The organism is Streptomyces sp. NRRL F-5755 (assembly GCF_001279365.1).
Lineage (GTDB): Bacteria > Actinomycetota > Actinomycetes > Streptomycetales > Streptomycetaceae > Streptomyces > Streptomyces rimosus.
The window spans coordinates 17,756-33,223 of the sequence record NZ_LGCW01000006.1; the positions used below are offsets into that span (position 1 = coordinate 17,756).

Consider the following 15,468-nt stretch of genomic DNA (forward strand, 5'->3'; position numbering starts at 1 on the left):
GGTGAGCGGCCCCCTGCCGTCAGTGGCAGATCGAGGAGGCCGGAGTCGCGTACAGGTCGCGGTAGCAGGTGGGCAGCCGGTCGCTGTCGGTCTTGTTGACCGCGGTGATCACGTACCTGCCGTCACGGTCGCCGAGCAACTGGTACGGCTTGTGGCCCCACCCGATCGTGCCGGGGTAGTCGAGATCCCCGTGGGTTTCGCCGTTCGTGCCGTCGTTGCCCGTGGTGTTGCCGAAGGTGACCGGCGGCGCGGGTTCGGCCGCGAGGGCGGTTCCGGTCAGGCCGGTGGCGGACAGCGAGAGTACGGCGGCGGCGGTGGCCAGCACAGGACGCAGACGCATGGCTTTCTCCTTCGGTTCAGCGTCAGTGGCGCAGCAGCCGTTCCCCGCCGCCGGCCCGGTCTGTCCGATTCCGTACCGACACACCCCCATCGGGTGCTTTGGCTCCGCCGAACCGCCGTATGCGAGGAGAGGGCGGGGAGGGAGTCCGGTAGAGGAGCGGAAGGGGCGAATCGGGGCCCCAGGGCGATCTCCGGTGCCGGTCCGACCCCATTCTCACCTGTGACTCTCGCCCCGGCGGCCGGACATCCGTACGATTCGGCGGATGGAGATCCGTCCCGTCCCCTACGACCACGCCGACGCCGTCGCCCTCGACCGGCTGGTGCAGCGGGAGTACGCGCAGCGGTACGGCGAGGGCGACATGACCCCGCTCGACCCGGCGATGTTCCGGCCGCCGCACGGCACGTACCTGCTCGCGTACGAGAACGGCCGCCCGCTGGCCACCGGCGGCTGGCGCTCCCAGGACGCCAACCCCGAGGGGTACGCGGACGGCGACGCCGAGATCAAGCGGATGTTCGTGGTCGAGGAGGCCCGCGGGCGCGGGCTGGCCCGCCGCATCCTGGCGGCCCTGGAGGCGGACGCCCGCGCGGCGGGCCGCACCCGCATGGTGCTGGAGACCGGCATCAAGCAGCCTGAGGCCCTGTCGCTGTACGCGTCCTGCGGCTACCGGCCGGTGCCGAAGTTCGGCCTGTATCGGACGTATGAGGACAGCCGGTGCATGGGGAAGGCGCTGGTGGGCGGCGGGATCGGGGCGCAGAGTGGTGCGGGGGTCCGGGAGGCCGGGAGCGGTGCTGGGGTGTAGGAGACCGTAGGGGCCATGGGGGTCGTGGGGGCCGTAGAGGTCATGGAGACCGTAGAGGAGGTTGGAGGCCGCAGGGGTCGTACGGGAAGCCGTACGAACCCTCAGCTCCCCTCCGCGATCGCCTCCTCCACGTACGTGCGGACCGCTGCTGCCGGGTAGCGGGCGGCCTGGCCGCCGATGTCGGCCAGTGCGGCGTCGACCGGGCCCCGGGACGGTTCGGAGACCTCGGCGAGCAGGACGGTGCTGCCCGGCGGGACCTCCGCCGCCAGGATGTCGACGGCCGCGTTGTCCGCGCTGGCCCGGCGGGCGTCGCGGGCGCCGCCGAGGAGGCCGCCGGCGCCGAAGCCGACCAGTACGCCGAGCGGGCCGCCCAGCAGGCCGACGAGACCGCCGACCAGGCCGCCGACGGCGAAGCCGCGGGCGGTGCCGGTGTGGTCCTCGCTGTCGGGGAAGGTGAGGTTGCCTTCGGCGTCCCGGGTGATCACGGTGGCCTCGCGCAGCATGATCCGGTGCTCCGCGTCCTCGTGGCGCAGTGCGTCCAGCGCGCGCCGCGCCGCGCCCTCACCGGCCTGGGTGAGGTCCATGAACAGCACGTTCTCGTCCATTGCGGCGACTCCAGCGGTCTGCTCGGAAAGGATCGGTCTCCAAGACGCCTCTCCGGACACGGGGCGTCCCACACCACTCTTGGGGCGGGCGGGGCGGGGCGCACGTCAGGGACGGTCGGAGGGGGTGCGGCCGTGGCCCCGGTTCTGGCCCCGGCCCCGGATCTGGCTTTGGTCCTGGTCCCGGCCCCGGTCCGTACCGTCACCGCCCGCCTTCTCCTCCGTACGCCCGGCCTCCGCCTCCGCCCCCACCCGCAACGCCCCGCTCAGATCCAAGGTCGCCTCCGCGCCGCCGCCCTCCGGGTTGGCGAACGTCAGGCGGGCGCCGAGCACCCGTGCCTGGCCGGAGGCGATGGTCAGGCCGAGGCCGAGCCCGTGGCCGTCCGAGCCGCCGCCCGTACGGAAGCGCTGCGGGCCGTGGGCGAGCAGCGCCTCGGGGAAGCCGGGGCCGCCGTCGCGTACACGCAGTACGCCGCGCTCGACCTCGACGGTCACCGGGGCGGCGCCGTGCCGCAGCGCGTTGCTGATCAGGTTGACGAGGATGCGCTCGACGCGGCGGGGGTCGGTCTCCACCAGGCCGTCGGAGAGCACGCGTACGTCCACGGCCCGGCGGGCGGCACCGTCGCCGTCCCCGCCCGAAAGGCCCGGCGCGGCCCCCGCCCCCATCGCGTCCACCGTCCGCCGCGCCAGCTCACCCAGCGCCCGCAGCTCCGTGTCGGCCTTCTCGGTGCGCGCGTCCAGGCGGGCCACTTCGAGTACGTCCTCCATCAGCCCCCGTACGTGCTGCGCCCGGTCCTGGACCAGCTCGGTGGGACGCGAGGGCGGCAGCAGACCGGCCGCCGCGACCAGCCCGGCGACGGGGGTGCGCAGTTCGTGGGCGATGTTGGCGGTCACGTCGCGCTCGGCCTGGAGGCGGGCGGCCAGCGCGTCGGCCATGGTGTTCACCGCGGTGGTCAGCTGGGCTATCTCGTCCTTGCCGCCCAGCGGCAGCCGCGCGGTCAGATCGCCCTCGGCGATCCGCTGGGCGGTGCCGGCCGAGGCGGTCAGCCGCCGCCCCAGCCGGTGGGCGACCAGCAGGCCGACCACGCAGCCCAGCGCGGTGCCCGCGATGCCGGCCATCCACAGCACGCGGTCCAGACTGCGCAGGGTCTCCTGCTCCCGTAGATACGGGCGTTTGAGGGCGATGACGTCGCCGTCCAGCTCGGTCGCGGCCCACAGGTGCGGCTTGGGACCGTCCGGTTCGAGGTAGACGCCGCGCTTGCCGTGCTGGACCGCGGCCTTCAGCGGGGCGGGGAGGTCCGGCGGGTTGATGATGGCCCGGCCGCTGTCCACGCCGGCCGCCCGGTCCTGCACCAGGCTCTGCAGCCGCCCGTCGATCGATTCGGCCGCCAGGTCGAACTGGGCGTCCACGGTCCGGTTGTGTACGAGTACGCCGATGAGCACCGCGACCACGGCGGCCGTGGCGGCGATGGCTATGCCGATCTTCGCGCGCAACCCCATGACGGCCTAGAACTCCGGGGTGTGCAGGCTGACCCTGCCCAGCTCGGCGGCCTTCTCCGGCGGCAGGCGGTCGGAGACGAGCGTGGCGCGCGAGTAGAACGCCACCCGGTCCCGTCCCTCCTGCCTGGTCAGCCCGCTGAGCGTGACCTTGACCGGGTACGGCTGGTTCTCGCAGTCGGGTCGGCACCAGCCGCCGCTCAGTCCGCCGGTGGCCTCGGCGGTCGTCTCGCCCCAGTGCAGCCAGCGCAGGCCGGTCAGGCTGACCGACTCCTTGAGGACGAAGGAGGCCGGGCGCTGCAACGGCCGGCGCGCCGCGTCGGAGACGTACACCGGGTCGGTGACCTGGGCCGGGCCGCTCGGCGGCGAGGGGGACACGGCGGGGCCCGCCACCCGCAGGCCGCGCGGGTCGGAGCAGCCGGACAGCAGCGCGGCCGCGGTGAACGCGGCGGCGCAGGCGGTCGCGGTGAGTGAGCGCACGAGATCCTCGGTGTCCGTTAATGGGCTTTTACGACAAAGGTATCCGTCTCCGCCCAGATTGCCCCCACGCTAAGCAGCCCATTTCACGGCGCCCGCACGGCCGTGTAACAGCGGCCCATCGTTGGCCGCGTGCCCGGGCACTGTCCGCCGCATGCCCGCCACTGTCCACGGTGCACGGTCCGGCCTCGGCCATCCACCCACCGGGCCCCACCCGCCCCCTGATTCCTCGCCCGGCACTCCCCGCATGCCCACCCCTGGCACCTCGCCGCGCACTCCCCCATGCCCGCCCCCGGCACCCCGCTTGACCCTCACCCCACGTCAGGCCACAGCCTTGCCCCGTACGGCGCGGGCCGTACGGCGGCCCGCGGGCCGTGGCACGGAAGAAGGCGGTTCCATGGCGTACTCGGTCGGGCAGGTCTCGGGCTTTGCGGGCATCACGGTCCGCACCCTCCACCACTACGACAGGACCGGCCTGCTCTCCCCCAGTGCCCGCAGCCCCGCCGGCTACCGCCTCTACAGCGACGCCGACCTGGCCCGCCTCCAGCAGATCCTCTTCTACCGGCAGCTCGGCTTCGCCCTCGACGAGATCGCCGCCATCCTCCGCGACCCGCAGGCCAACGCCCTGGACCACCTGCGCGCCCGGCACCGCCTGCTCACCGAGCGGATCGGCGAGCTGCAGCGGCTGGTCGAGGTCGCCGAGCGGGCCATGGAGGTGCAGCGTACGGGGGTGGAGCTGACACCCGAGGAGCGCTTCGAGGTCTTCGGCGAGGTCGCCTTCGACCTCAGTTACGCCACCGAGGCACATCTCAAGTGGCAGCACAGTGAGGGCCACCAGCACTCCATGGCACGTGCCGCCGCGCACACCAAGGAGGACTGGGCACTGATCATGGCCGAGGCCGGCGCGTGGCGGCACCGGCTGCTCGCCGCGTTCGACGCCGGGGAGGCCGCCGACGGCGATCCGGCCATGGACCTGGCCGAGGAGCACCGGGCGCACATCACCCGCTGGTTCACACCGTGCCCCACCGACATGCACTGCCGCATCGCCGAGGACTTCGCCACCGACGCACGGGCCTTCGCCCTGGTCGTCCCGCCGTCCCAGCAGCGGCCGGGCCTCGCCGCCTACCTGCGGACGGCGGTGCTCGCCAACGCGGTACGCCAGACCGCCGGCCCCGCACAGGCCGACCACGCACGGACCGGTCCCGCACAGACCGGTCCCACACAGGCCGCCCCCTCCGCCACCCCGGAGCAGTCATGAAGATCCTCATCGCGGCGGCCGGTTCGTACGGCGACATCGCCCCGTACACCGGTCTCGGCGCCCGCCTCCGGGAGGCCGGGCACACCGTCGCCCTCGCCGCCGACGCCTCGTACGCGCAGCCCGTACGGGCCGCCGGGCTGGAGTTCCGGGCACTGCCCGCCGATCCCAGGAGAGAAGGGAGCGGAGCCCCCGGCGGAAAGCGGGAACTGATGCGCCGGGCCGCCGCCTTCGTCCGCGAGCTCGGTCCTGGCATCGCCGGTGCGGCCACCCCCGGCACCGACCTGCTGCTCCTGTCCGCGACCACCGCCCCGCTCGGCCGCCATGTCGCCGAAGCCCTGGGCATCCCCTCGCTGGACCTCCCCCTCCAGCCGAACGCCCCCACCGGCGCCTTCCCGCCCGTCGTCACGGGCACCCGCTCGCTCGGCCGCTGGGGCAACCGCGCCGCGGGCCGTCTCTCCCTGCGGATCGTGGACCGCCTGTACGCGGACGGGGTACGGGACCTGCGCGCGCAGCTCGGCCTGCCACCCGCCTCGGCGCGCGCGGTACGCCGGCTCCGGAACGCGGACAGCCGCCCGGTTCTGCACGGTGTCAGCCCGGCGCTCGTCTCCCGGCCCGCCGACTGGCGCCCCGGCCTGGAACTGGTCGGCAACTGGTGGCCGTACACCGCGCCGGACGCCGCCCTCCCGCCCGAACTGGAGGACTTCCTCGCGGCCGGTCCGCCGCCCGTCTTCGTCGGATTCGGAAGCATGGCGGCAGGCGCCCGGGACGGCGGGGGCTCCGAACGGCTCGCCGCGACCGTCGTCGGCGCCCTGCGCCGCGCCGGGGTCCGGGGCGTGATCCAGTCCGGCTGGGCGGGACTGACCGGCCCGGCGAACGGCGCCGGCATCCTGACCGTCGGCGAGGTCCCGCACGCCCTGCTCTTCCCGCGTACCGCCGCCGTGGTGCACCACGCGGGCGCGGGCACGACGGCCGCCGCGCTGCGGGCCGGGGTCCCGGCGGTCCCGGTCCCGGTCACCGCCGACCAGCCGTTCTGGGCCGCCCGGCTGGCCGCGGTGGGCGCCGGTACGGACGCGGTGCCGTTCCGCTCCCTGGTGGCGGAAGGCGCCGTGGAGCGCTTGGCCGAGGCCATCGGGCGCGCCGTACGGGAGCCTTCGTACCGCGATGCCGCCACCGCCGTCGCGCGGCGCATGGAGGCGGAGGACGGTGCGGGGGAAGTGGTCAAGGCGGTGGAGAGCCTGGTGTGAGAAGGGGCGGGCCGAAACCTTCAACGGCCCGCCCCTGCCCTCGCCCTCCTCAGCCCTCCGCTCCCCGCACCAGCCGTACGGTCACGACCTGGAACGGCCGCAGCGTCAGCGCCACCCGTCCGTCCCGCACCTCGCCGACCGCCGAACCCTCCATCGCCCGTTCCAGCAGGTCCGTCTCGACCGCTTCCGCCACCGGGAACCCGGCCGTCAGCGTCGCCGACGCCCGCCCGCCGTGCGACTCGTACAGCCGGACCACGACATCGCCGCTACGGTCCTCGGCCAGCTTCACGGCCTCGGCCACCACCGCGTCGTTGTCCACGCCGACCAGCGGCGCGACCGGGCCGCCGCCCCGCACCGTGCGCTCCGGCAGGTTGATCCAGTGGCCCTCGCGCACCGCGTCCGCGATGTCCGCGCCGGGGGCCAGCGCGCAGCGCAGCCGGTGGAGGCCCTGGTCGGTCTCCGGGTCCGGGTAGCGGGGCGCGCGGAGCAGGGACAGCCGTACGGTCGTGGTCTGGCCGCCGTCCGGGCGGATGTCGCGGGTCACGTCGTGCCCGTACGTGGAGTCGTTGACCAGCGCCGCGCCCCAGCCGGGCTCCTCGACCTGGATCCAGCGGTGGGCGCAGATCTCGAACTTGGCGGCCTCCCACGACGTGTTGGTGTGGGTGGCGCGGAAGACGTGCCCGAACTGGGTCTCGGACGCGGACCGGTCGGCCTTCACGTCCAGCGGGAAGGCGGCCTTGAGGAACGTCTCGGTCTCCCGCCAGTCCACCTCGGTGTCGATGTCCAGCACCTTGGCGCCCGCCCGCAGCGTGAGCGTCTGCTCGACGGTGGAGCCGTGACCGAAGGAGCGGGCGACCTTGATCCGCACCTCTTCCGGACCGGCTTCGGTGACCGTCAGCTCGTCGACGGACACCAGGTCGGTGACGTTGTGGCGGTAGAACTCGTCCACGTCCCAGGCGTCCCACATGTTGGGGAAGTCCGGGTGGATCTGGAGGAGGTTGGCCGCCGCGCCCGGTGCCACGGCCTCCCGTTCGGCCTCGATGTCATATGCCGACACGACCAGCCCGCGTGCGTCGATGTCGATGCGCAGCCGGTCGTTGGCGAGGCGGTAGCCGCCGGTGGCCCGGCCGTCCACGGTCAGCGGCTCGACGGTGACCGGGCGTACGGCGACGGGCGTGCCGCCCTGGCCGGGCGCGGGCTCCGCGCCGCCCGCCGGGACGCCGCCGCGCGCGTGCGGCGCGGCGTTGAAGACGATCTCCTGGTCCCCCGGGCCCGCCAGCGCGGTCTGCGCGGCGACGACGATCGCGGTCAGTTCCCCGCGGACCCGCGCGTACGTATCGCGGGCCTCCCGGTGCACCCAGGCGATCGACGAGCCGGGCAGGATGTCGTGGAACTGGTGCAGCAGCACCGTCTTCCAGATCCGCTCCAGCTCCTCGTACGGGTACGCGTAGCCCGGTACCCGTACGGCGGCCGTGGCGGCCCACAGCTCGGCCTCGCGCAGCAGCGACTCGCTGTGCCGGTTGCCCTGCTTGGTCTTGGCCTGGGAGGTGTATGTACCGCGGTGCAGCTCCAGGTACAGCTCGCCCGCCCACACCGGCGCGTCCGGGTACTCCGCGTGCGCCTTCTCGAAGAACGCCTCGGGCTTCTCGATCTCGACCCGCGGCGAGCCCTCCAGGTCGCGCAGCCGGGCGGCGCGCGCCAGCATCTCGCGGGTGGCGCCGCCGCCCCCGTCACCCCAGCCGAAGGGCGCGAGCGACCGTGAACCGCGGCCTTTCTCACGGTAGTTGCGGGCGGCGTGCGCCATCTCCTTGCCGCCGAGGTCGGAGTTGTACGTATCGACCGGCGGGAAGTGGGTGAAGACGCGGGTGCCGTCGATGCCCTCCCACCAGAAGGTGTGGTGCGGGAAGCGGTTGACCTGGCTCCAGGAGATCTTCTGCGTCAGGAACCAGTCGGCGCCGGACAGCTTGACCAGCTGCGGCATGGCCGCGGTGTAGCCGAAGGAGTCCGGCAGCCACACCTCCTTGGTCTCGATGCCGAACTCGTCCAGGAAGAACTTCTTCCCGTACAGGAACTGCCGGGCCATCGCCTCGCCGCCGACCATGTTGGTGTCCGACTCCACCCACATGCCGCCGACCGGCACGAACTGCCCCGCCTCGATCTTCGCCTTCACCTTGGCGAACACCTCGGGCCGGTGCTCCTTGATCCAGGCCAGCTGCTGCGCCTGCGACATCGCGAAGACGAACTCGGGGTGCGCGTCCATCAGGTTGACCATGTTCGAGGACGTACGGGCCACCTTGCGGACCGTCTCGCGCAGCGGCCACAGCCAGGCGGAGTCGATGTGCGCGTGGCCGACCGCGCTGATCCGGTGCGCCGAGGCGTGCGCCGGGGACGCCAGCACATCCGCGAGCTGCGCGCGGGCCCGCGCGGCCGTACCGGGGATGTCCTTCAGGTCCACCGCGTCCAGGGCGCGTTCGACGGCGCGCAGGATGCCGTGCCGCCGCGCGTCGGTCACGTCCAGCTCCGGCATCAGGCCGCCCAGCACCTCCAGGTCCTGGACCAGCTCCCAGACCTCGGTCTCGAAGACGACGAGGTCCATCCGCCGCACCCGGTACAGCGGCGCGTGGCTCGCGGTGAGCCGGTCGCCCTCATAGGTGGGCCGGTGATCCGCCAGTACGGGATTGGAGGCCGCCTCCACGTACAGCTCGACCTCCTCCCCGCCGGCCGCCGGATCGGCGACGCGCACCCAGTCGTTGCGCGGGTTGAGGCCCTTCACGGCCTCGCCGTCCCGGCGGTAGACCAGGCCCTCGCACTGGAAGCCCGGCATGTTCGCCTCGAAGCCCAGGTCCAGTACGGCCTCGACGGTGCGCCCGGCCCAGTCCGCCGGGATCTGCCCGGTCACCCGGAACCAGGTGGTGCCCCAGGCGGGCCCCCACGCCTCCCCGGCCTTCGTCGGCTCGTAGTCGGCGGCCAGGCCCTCGGCGGGCGGCACCGGTTCGCCCGGCGCCTCCCAGCGCTCGATCGTCAGCGGCACGGACCGGCTGCGGACGGCGGGCTTGATGCGGTCGGTCAGGACGCGGCGCAGGCGGTGTTCGACGATGCTGCGGTCGTCGTGCATGGGGGCGGCTCCGGTGGGTGCGAGGCGGGTACGGGACGGGTACGGGATGACGTGGCTGTGGGTGGGGTACTGCGGGGTTTCTGCCCGGTGTGCGGGCGGCCTACCAGGTGAATACGGACGCGGCGAGGAAGCGGCGCTTGCCGTCGGGGAGGAGTTGGTGGATTTCGTAGTGGCGTACGCGCGCGCCCATACCGGACGGCTTCCCCATGAGGCGGTGTTCGGCCGTGCCGCCACCTGTGACGCGCGACGTTGTGACCTTCAGGCTGCGCCGCACCGCGCCCGGGTCGGGCTCGCGGCCCTCGGGGAAGCTGTCGGGGAACCAGTGAGAGGCGTGGGGCTGGAGGGAGCCGGCGTGCGCGCGGGAAGCGGTCGCGCGGGAAACGGTCGCGGCGGATGCGTCCGGTCGTACGGCCGCTCCGGCGCCGGCCGCCGTCAGCGGGAGCGCCAGGCCGGCTCCGGCGGCTGCGGCATCGGCCACCAGGCCGCGGCGGGACGTTCTGTGCTGGGGCACCCCATGCTCGGGTATTCCGTGCTTGGTGCCCTGCCCGCCGTCACGTCGTACGTCACGTCTCGCGCCCACTGCGTCTTCCACCTCTCGGCCTGTCACCTGGTCGTGTCGTCCGGTCGTGTCGCCTGGTTCTGGTACTGGTGCCCGGCCCCGGCGCGCCGGTCGTCACCGCGCCCGTACCGCTCCGCTCCTCACTTCACGTCCGAGGGCCGCACCACCTCCGTGATCCCCCGGCTCTCCAGGTACACGGCGTCCTGTACCCGGCCCGCCAGGACGGCCGCGGCCCGTATGCCCTGGTCGGCCAGCCGTACCCACGCCTCGAAGAAGGGGCCGCCCGGCGCGCACACCGACCGGTGCGGGGCCGTGGCCTCCTCCCCCGCGTCCAGGACGAGCGCGGTCGTCCGGCGCACCGGCCGGGGCGGCTCGGCCCGCAGCCGGGCCGCCGCCTCGGCCAGCGCCCGGCCCGCCGGCTTGACCTCGCCGTGCGAGGTGAGCAGCCCGAGCCCGTACTCCAGCTCGGGGAAGTCCGCCAGCTCCCGCGACACGTCGTGCGAGCACCACCACGTGATGCCGGAAAGCCGTTCGCAGGTCAGGGCATTGCCGACGGTCGCGGTGGCGAACGCGGCGGCGTGCTCGGGCGGGACGAGCGGGGCGGGGGCGCCCACCTCCTGGAGCCAGACCGGCCGCGCCGGGTCGTCCGCCCAGGCCGTGGCCAGCTCGATCAGGTACTCGGCCAGCCGTACCGTGGCGGTCCCCTCGTACCCGTGCCGCTGGGCAGTACCGTTGAAGACCCACGAGTGGATGGTGGTGGCCCGCCCGAGCCGCGCGGCCTGCGCGGGCGTGAAGGGGTGGCCGTCCTGGAACCACACCGCGTCGTACTCGGCGTGGGTGTGCAGCCGCCCCGGCGCGGCCCGCTCGCAGACCTCCAGCAGCCGTGTCAGCCACTGCCCGGCCTCCTCGTACGTACACGGGTCGGGGTCCGGGTGCGGCGGTCCGGAGAACTGGTTGACCTCGTTGCCCAGCGTCATACCCAGGAAGTTGGGACGTTCGGCAAGTGCCGAGGCGAGCGACTCCAGATAGCGGGCCGCGCCGTCGACGGCGTCCGGGTCGGTGAACAGGTTGCGCCGGTGCCAGGTGCGCAGCCAGGACGGTACGAAGTCGAAGCTGGACAGGTGGCCTTGGAGCGCGTCCACCGCGACGTCGAGGCCGCACTGTGCGGCGGCGTCCACCAGCTGGCCGAGCTGTTCGACGGCGCGCGGGCGGACGAGGGAACGGTTGGGCTGGAAGACCGGCCAGAGGGCGAAGACACGGACGTGGTCCAGGCCGAGCGCGGCGAGCGCGTCCAGGTCGCGGCATACGTCGTCGAGATCGAAGTCGAGCCAGTGGTGGAACCAGCCGGTACGGGGCGTGTAGTTGGCGCCCATACGGGGCACCGCGTCCGGGCCGGTGGGCCAGAGGGGCAACGGACTGGAGACCGTACCGACAGGCGTCGTCACATCGCTCCCCTTCACTTTTCCCCTCATGCCGTCCCTCACGTCGTCCTTCACGTCTTGCCTCACGCCTTCCCTCACGTCTTCAGCGCTCCCTCGCCCACGCCGCGGAAGAAGTACCGCTGGAGGGCGAAGAACAGCGCCATCATCGGGATCAACGCGGCCATCGCCCCCGCCGCGATGAGCCGCTGGTCGTTGACCGTGGTGGCTCCGGCGAGCGATTTCAGACCGAGTTGCAGCGTGTAGTGATCGCTGTTGGTCAGTACGATCAGCGGCCACAGGAAGTCGTCCCAGGCGCCCATGAAGCTGGTCAGACAGACCACCGCCAGCGCGCCCTTCGCGGCCGGCACGAACACCCGCGTGAAGCGCTGCCACTCGTTGGCCCCGTCCAGGACGGCGGCCTCCTCCACCTCCTTCGGTACGGCGAGGAAGGCGGCCCGCATGATCATCAGGTTGAGCACGGAGACGGCGCCGGGCAGCCACACCCCGATGAGCGTGTCCACCAGGCCCATCGACCGCACCGTGAGGAACATCGAGATCATCACGGACTCGAACGGGAACATCAGCGTCGCGACCAGCACCGTGAAGACCGTCCGCCGCCCGCGCCACCCGGCCCGGGACAGCGCGTAGCCGCCCATCGCGGCGAACACGCAGTTCGAGGTGACGGCCAGGGCGGCGACGATCAGCGTGTTGCCGACGTACTGGATCAGGGGAAACGATTCGGCGACGCGTACGTAGTTGTCGAGCGTCGGCTGACTGGGCAGCACGCCTCCGTAGACGTTCTCCCCACGGCCCTTCAGCGAGGTCAGGAACTGCCAGGCGATGGGGCCCAGCATCACCACCAGCATGAGGCAGAGGGTGAGGTAGCGGCCGGTGAGGCCGAGGGCTGCTTTGCGGCTGCGGCCGCGGCCGGCGCCGGGGGAGCGCCGAGCTCGCCGTACACCGGGCGAGGACAGAGCGGTCACCTCTCGTCTCCCTTCGACAGCCGGTGCCCCAGCAGGCTGAACACCAGCGTCAGCAGGAACAGCAGGATCGAGATGGCCGCCGCGTAACCCGTCTCCCCGGCGAAGCCCAGCCCGACCTGGCGGATCAGGAACGGCAGCGTCCGGGCGCCGCCGCCGGGCCCGCCGCTCTCCCCGCCGAGGATGTAGATCTCGGTGAACACGCGCAGCGCCGAGATCGCCGACAGCGTTCCGACCAGCAGCATCATCGGCTTCACGCTGGGGATGGTGATGCTGAAGAAGCGGCGTACGGCCCCCGCGCCGTCGAGCGCGGCCGCCTCGTACAGCGACGTGGGTACGTTCCCCAGCGCCGCGAGGTAGAAGACCATGTAGTAGCCGAGGCCCTTCCAGATCGTGACGATCATGGCGGAGACCAGCAGCATCGTGGAGTCGGTCAGAAACGGAACCGGCCCGGAGATCAAGTGCAGCTTCTCGAACACGGTGTTGACCAGTCCGTCACTGCGCAGCACCCACTGCCAGATCAGCCCGACCACGACCGCCGAGGCGATGACGGGCGTGTAGAAGGCGGAACGGAAGAAGCCGATCCCGGGAATCTTGCGCTGGACGAGGACGGCCAGCGCCAGCGGCAACAGCACCAGACAGGGCACGACCACGGCCAGGTAGACGACGCTGTTGACCGTCGCCGTCCAGAAGTCGGGATCACCGAGCGCCCGCCCGTAGTTCTCCAGCCCGACAAACCGCCCGCCCTTGAGGATCTGCGCATCGGTCAACGACAGGATGACGGTATTGACGAACGGCCAGAGGCTGAACAGCACCACCATGACCAGTCCGGGGAGGAGAAAGAGGTACGGGGTCCACCAGCGGCGGTGGGGGAGGCCGGGGTCGGCGTCGGTGGTCTTGGTGCGGGAGGTGGGGGCGGGCGGCATCGTGGGGGCGGTGGAGGCTGCGGGCGCGGTGGGTGTCGCGTGCGTCGACGAGGGGGTCGGGACGCGTGGGGCGCCCACCGGCACTGCCCGCTGCCGCCGCACAGCCTCACCCATGTCCGTACGCCCGGCGCGTGTCGCATCCGCATGCCCGGTGCGCGCCCCATCCGCACGCTCGGTATGAGCCATCGCCCATCACTGTCGCTTCTTCTGCTGCGCGAGGATCTTGTTTGCCGCTTCCTGCGCGTTCTTGACCGCGGCCGTCGCGTCCTCTTCCCCCCTGATCCCCTTCTGCATCTCCCGCACCACCGCGTCACCGACCTGCGTGGTCCACTCCACGGGCGTATTGGCGTCCAGCTGCGCCGACTTCAGCTCCTCGGCGCCGACAGTGCGCGCCATCGTCTCGGGATCCTTGCCGTCGCCCTGGTCCGCGAAGTACGGGTCAGCCAGACCCTTCGCGTTCGACGGGTAGATCGTCACCTGCTTCGAGAACGCGACCTGGTTGGGCCCGTTGGTCACCCACTTCGCGAACTCCGCCGCCGCGTCCGGGTGCTTGGTGTCCTTGCGTATGCCCAGCGACTGCGTGTAGATCCCGATGTGCCCGAGCTTCCCCGTCACGGCCTTCGCGACCTGCGTCTTCCCGTACGCCGCCGGGGAGTTGCGCTTCACGTCCTTGAGGATGCCGGGGGACCCGGGGCCGAACACCAGCTTCCCGGCCCCGTAGAGCTGCGCGAGATCGTCGGCCTTGGTCAGCGACTCCTTCGGCATCGCCCCCATTGCGTACAGCTTCTTCATCCGCTGCACCCACTCGACGGCCTTCGGCGTGTCGAAGACGAACGCGTTCTTCTCCTTGTTCAGGACCGGCACGCCCATCTTCTGCCAGTCCCCGGGCAGCCGCCCCTTCGGGTCCGCCATGAACGCCGTGTACCGGCCGCCCGAGGCGCCCGCGATCCGCTCCGCGTAGTCGAAGAACTGCTCCACGCTGGTCGGCGGCTTGTTCACGTCCAGCCCGGCGTCGGCGAAGAGTTCCTTGTTGTACGTGAGGATCTCGGGCGTCACATACCAGGGGTACGCGTACACCCCGTCCCCCTTGCCCGGCAGCTTGTACTGGTCCCAGGCGCCGGGTACGTACTCCTTCGCGGCCTTCGGGTCCAGCTCGGCGACGTCCGCGAGCATGCCCCGGTCGCCGAGCAGCTGGAACGAGTCGGTGTTCAGGTTGACCACGTCCGGCAGCCCGCCGGCCTGCGCGTCGGCGACGAGCTTCTCGTTGTAGCCGTCGCCCGGCACGTCCTCCCAGGTCACTTTCACGTCCGGGTACTTCTTCTCGAACGCGTCGATGACGCCCTGCACGTACGCGGTGAAGTTCGGCTTGAGCTGCAACGTACGGAAGGTGATCTGGCCGGACACCTTGCCGGTCCGCTTCGGCTGCCCCTCCGCGGCCGACCCCTCGCCACCCCCGACGCCGCAGGCGGCCGTGACGGACACCAAGGCGACGGTCAGCGCGGCGGCCAGGGCGGGGCGGAGGGCGCGGGGGGCGCGGCTGCTGCGGGTGTCTCGGGGGACGGGGGCATTACGGGTGTCACGACCGGAACATATGGGGCCCAAGTGTCTGCACGTCATGGTCACTCCTGCGTCGGGGAAACGCTTCTGCCCGGGAAGCACGTCCGCGACGCAGAGCGCTCCCACGGAGGAATACCGCGAGGAAACAGCAAAGAAGACGGTGAAGAAGACAGCGAAGAACCACGCACGGTCCGGCACACGACCGGCCGCGCCGCCGGATGGCGATGCCAACGTTGTCGTCCGCCTACGCTCCCGTCAATGCACAACCCCCAACTTCGCCCCGGACACCCCTACTTCCCGTCTGCCCTACACAACCCGCCCCGCTTACCAGTCCCGCCCGGCCACCATCCCCACCTGCACTAATGCGCTAAAGCCAAGCCCACCGGAACCTGTCGTCTCAATTCCATAACAAAGCCCGCGACTTCGGCTCTCGCCGCACCTTCCGCACAGCGATTGACTTCCCCCCGACCCGCCGTGATCCTGAACGCGCTAAAGCGCTTTAGCAGTACGGACTAATGCGCTTTAGCCACGCCCCTCCACCGCCCCCACGGCGGCCGACCGATCAACCAACCCACCCCCGGGCCGCCCAGGCCAACCGGAGGAGCTGACGCGCGACATGACCACCGGCACTGGCACCGGCACCGGCTCTCCGGCCGCGGACGCCGACGGCCCCCGCCCCAGCAGCCCCCGCCT

At 72.2% G+C, this 15,468-nt stretch carries 13 protein-coding genes; 3 read left to right on the forward strand and 10 right to left on the reverse strand.

Annotation, left to right across the window (positions count from 1 at the left end):
- Nucleotides 1-19: 19 nt before the first annotated feature.
- Entirely contained in the window at nucleotides 20-340 is a 321-nt protein-coding gene (locus ADK86_RS01820) for a hypothetical protein (RefSeq protein WP_053694935.1), read from the reverse strand.
- Nucleotides 341-602: 262 nt separating this feature from the next.
- Here ADK86_RS01820 and ADK86_RS01825 point away from each other — a divergent pair, with 262 nt between their 5' ends.
- Nucleotides 603-1,139 (forward strand): GNAT family N-acetyltransferase, encoded by a 537-nt coding sequence (locus ADK86_RS01825; RefSeq protein ID WP_053694936.1) that lies wholly within the window; start codon nucleotides 603-605, stop codon nucleotides 1,137-1,139.
- A 101-nt stretch (nucleotides 1,140-1,240) separates the two neighbouring features.
- On the opposite strand, the gene ADK86_RS01830 is transcribed toward ADK86_RS01825, so the two are convergent.
- From ADK86_RS01830 to ADK86_RS01840, 3 genes are all read right to left on the reverse strand, one after another.
- Nucleotides 1,241-1,744 carry a DUF1269 domain-containing protein gene (locus tag ADK86_RS01830; protein ID WP_053694937.1) on the reverse strand — a complete coding sequence of 168 codons (504 nt, stop codon included), beginning with the start codon at nucleotides 1,742-1,744 and terminating at the stop codon, nucleotides 1,241-1,243.
- A 105-nt stretch (nucleotides 1,745-1,849) separates the two neighbouring features.
- Nucleotides 1,850-3,241, reverse strand: a complete 1,392-nt coding sequence (locus ADK86_RS01835; RefSeq protein WP_053694938.1) for a sensor histidine kinase — start codon at nucleotides 3,239-3,241, stop codon at nucleotides 1,850-1,852.
- A 6-nt stretch (nucleotides 3,242-3,247) separates the two neighbouring features.
- Complete coding sequence (locus ADK86_RS01840; RefSeq protein ID WP_053694939.1) at nucleotides 3,248-3,718, reverse strand: hypothetical protein; 471 nt, start codon at nucleotides 3,716-3,718, stop codon at nucleotides 3,248-3,250.
- Nucleotides 3,719-4,112: 394 nt separating this feature from the next.
- Here ADK86_RS01840 and ADK86_RS01845 point away from each other — a divergent pair, with 394 nt between their 5' ends.
- Together ADK86_RS01845 and ADK86_RS01850 are read left to right on the forward strand one after the other, a co-directional pair.
- On the forward strand, nucleotides 4,113-4,973 hold the full coding sequence (locus tag ADK86_RS01845) for a MerR family transcriptional regulator (RefSeq protein ID WP_053694940.1): 861 nt from the start codon (nucleotides 4,113-4,115) through the stop codon (nucleotides 4,971-4,973).
- Nucleotides 4,970-6,217, forward strand: a complete 1,248-nt coding sequence (locus ADK86_RS01850) for a glycosyltransferase (RefSeq protein ID WP_053694941.1) — start codon at nucleotides 4,970-4,972, stop codon at nucleotides 6,215-6,217. Before ADK86_RS01845 ends, ADK86_RS01850 begins: the two co-directional genes overlap by 4 nt.
- Before the next feature lie 49 nt (nucleotides 6,218-6,266).
- Here ADK86_RS01850 and ADK86_RS01855 read toward each other — a convergent pair whose 3' ends face one another.
- The 6 genes from ADK86_RS01855 to ADK86_RS01880 all read right to left on the reverse strand — a co-directional run bounded on the left by ADK86_RS01855 (nucleotide 6,267) and on the right by ADK86_RS01880 (nucleotide 14,835).
- A complete protein-coding gene (locus ADK86_RS01855; protein ID WP_053694942.1) occupies nucleotides 6,267-9,332 on the reverse strand; it encodes an alpha-mannosidase in 3,066 nt (1,021 codons plus the stop codon).
- Nucleotides 9,333-9,432: 100 nt separating this feature from the next.
- The gene (locus tag ADK86_RS01860; protein ID WP_053694943.1) at nucleotides 9,433-9,843 is read right to left on the reverse strand and encodes a hypothetical protein; all 411 of its coding nucleotides are present in this window, start codon (nucleotides 9,841-9,843) and stop codon (nucleotides 9,433-9,435) included.
- A gap of 188 nt (nucleotides 9,844-10,031) precedes the next feature.
- On the reverse strand, nucleotides 10,032-11,264 hold the full coding sequence (locus ADK86_RS01865; RefSeq protein ID WP_053694944.1) for a glycoside hydrolase 5 family protein: 1,233 nt from the start codon (nucleotides 11,262-11,264) through the stop codon (nucleotides 10,032-10,034).
- A gap of 143 nt (nucleotides 11,265-11,407) precedes the next feature.
- Nucleotides 11,408-12,295: a carbohydrate ABC transporter permease gene (locus tag ADK86_RS01870; protein WP_053694945.1), complete on the reverse strand. Its 888-nt coding sequence runs from the start codon at nucleotides 12,293-12,295 to the stop codon at nucleotides 11,408-11,410.
- The gene (locus ADK86_RS01875; RefSeq protein ID WP_053694946.1) at nucleotides 12,292-13,218 is read right to left on the reverse strand and encodes a carbohydrate ABC transporter permease; all 927 of its coding nucleotides are present in this window, start codon (nucleotides 13,216-13,218) and stop codon (nucleotides 12,292-12,294) included. The genes ADK86_RS01870 and ADK86_RS01875 overlap by 4 nt, the downstream gene beginning before the upstream one ends.
- Before the next feature lie 192 nt (nucleotides 13,219-13,410).
- Nucleotides 13,411-14,835 (reverse strand): ABC transporter substrate-binding protein, encoded by a 1,425-nt coding sequence (locus tag ADK86_RS01880; protein ID WP_234345640.1) that lies wholly within the window; start codon nucleotides 14,833-14,835, stop codon nucleotides 13,411-13,413.
- Between the last annotated feature and the right edge of the window lie 633 nt (nucleotides 14,836-15,468).

What these genes read in the sequence shown, in the direction of transcription:
- ADK86_RS01880 (WP_234345640.1), bottom strand. Translation starts at nt 14,835, where the DNA reads ATGACGTGCAGACACTTGGGCCCCATATGTTCCGGTCGTGACACCCGT.
- ADK86_RS01845 (WP_053694940.1), top strand. Translation starts at nt 4,113, where the DNA reads ATGGCGTACTCGGTCGGGCAGGTCTCGGGCTTTGCGGGCATCACGGTC.
- ADK86_RS01865 (WP_053694944.1), bottom strand. Translation starts at nt 11,264, where the DNA reads ATGGGCGCCAACTACACGCCCCGTACCGGCTGGTTCCACCACTGGCTC.
- ADK86_RS01855 (WP_053694942.1), bottom strand. Translation starts at nt 9,332, where the DNA reads ATGCACGACGACCGCAGCATCGTCGAACACCGCCTGCGCCGCGTCCTG.
- ADK86_RS01830 (WP_053694937.1), bottom strand. Translation starts at nt 1,744, where the DNA reads ATGGACGAGAACGTGCTGTTCATGGACCTCACCCAGGCCGGTGAGGGC.
- ADK86_RS01835 (WP_053694938.1), bottom strand. Translation starts at nt 3,241, where the DNA reads ATGGGGTTGCGCGCGAAGATCGGCATAGCCATCGCCGCCACGGCCGCC.
- ADK86_RS01850 (WP_053694941.1), top strand. Translation starts at nt 4,970, where the DNA reads ATGAAGATCCTCATCGCGGCGGCCGGTTCGTACGGCGACATCGCCCCG.
- ADK86_RS01875 (WP_053694946.1), bottom strand. Translation starts at nt 13,218, where the DNA reads ATGCCGCCCGCCCCCACCTCCCGCACCAAGACCACCGACGCCGACCCC.
- ADK86_RS01825 (WP_053694936.1), top strand. Translation starts at nt 603, where the DNA reads ATGGAGATCCGTCCCGTCCCCTACGACCACGCCGACGCCGTCGCCCTC.
- ADK86_RS01820 (WP_053694935.1), bottom strand. Translation starts at nt 340, where the DNA reads ATGCGTCTGCGTCCTGTGCTGGCCACCGCCGCCGCCGTACTCTCGCTG.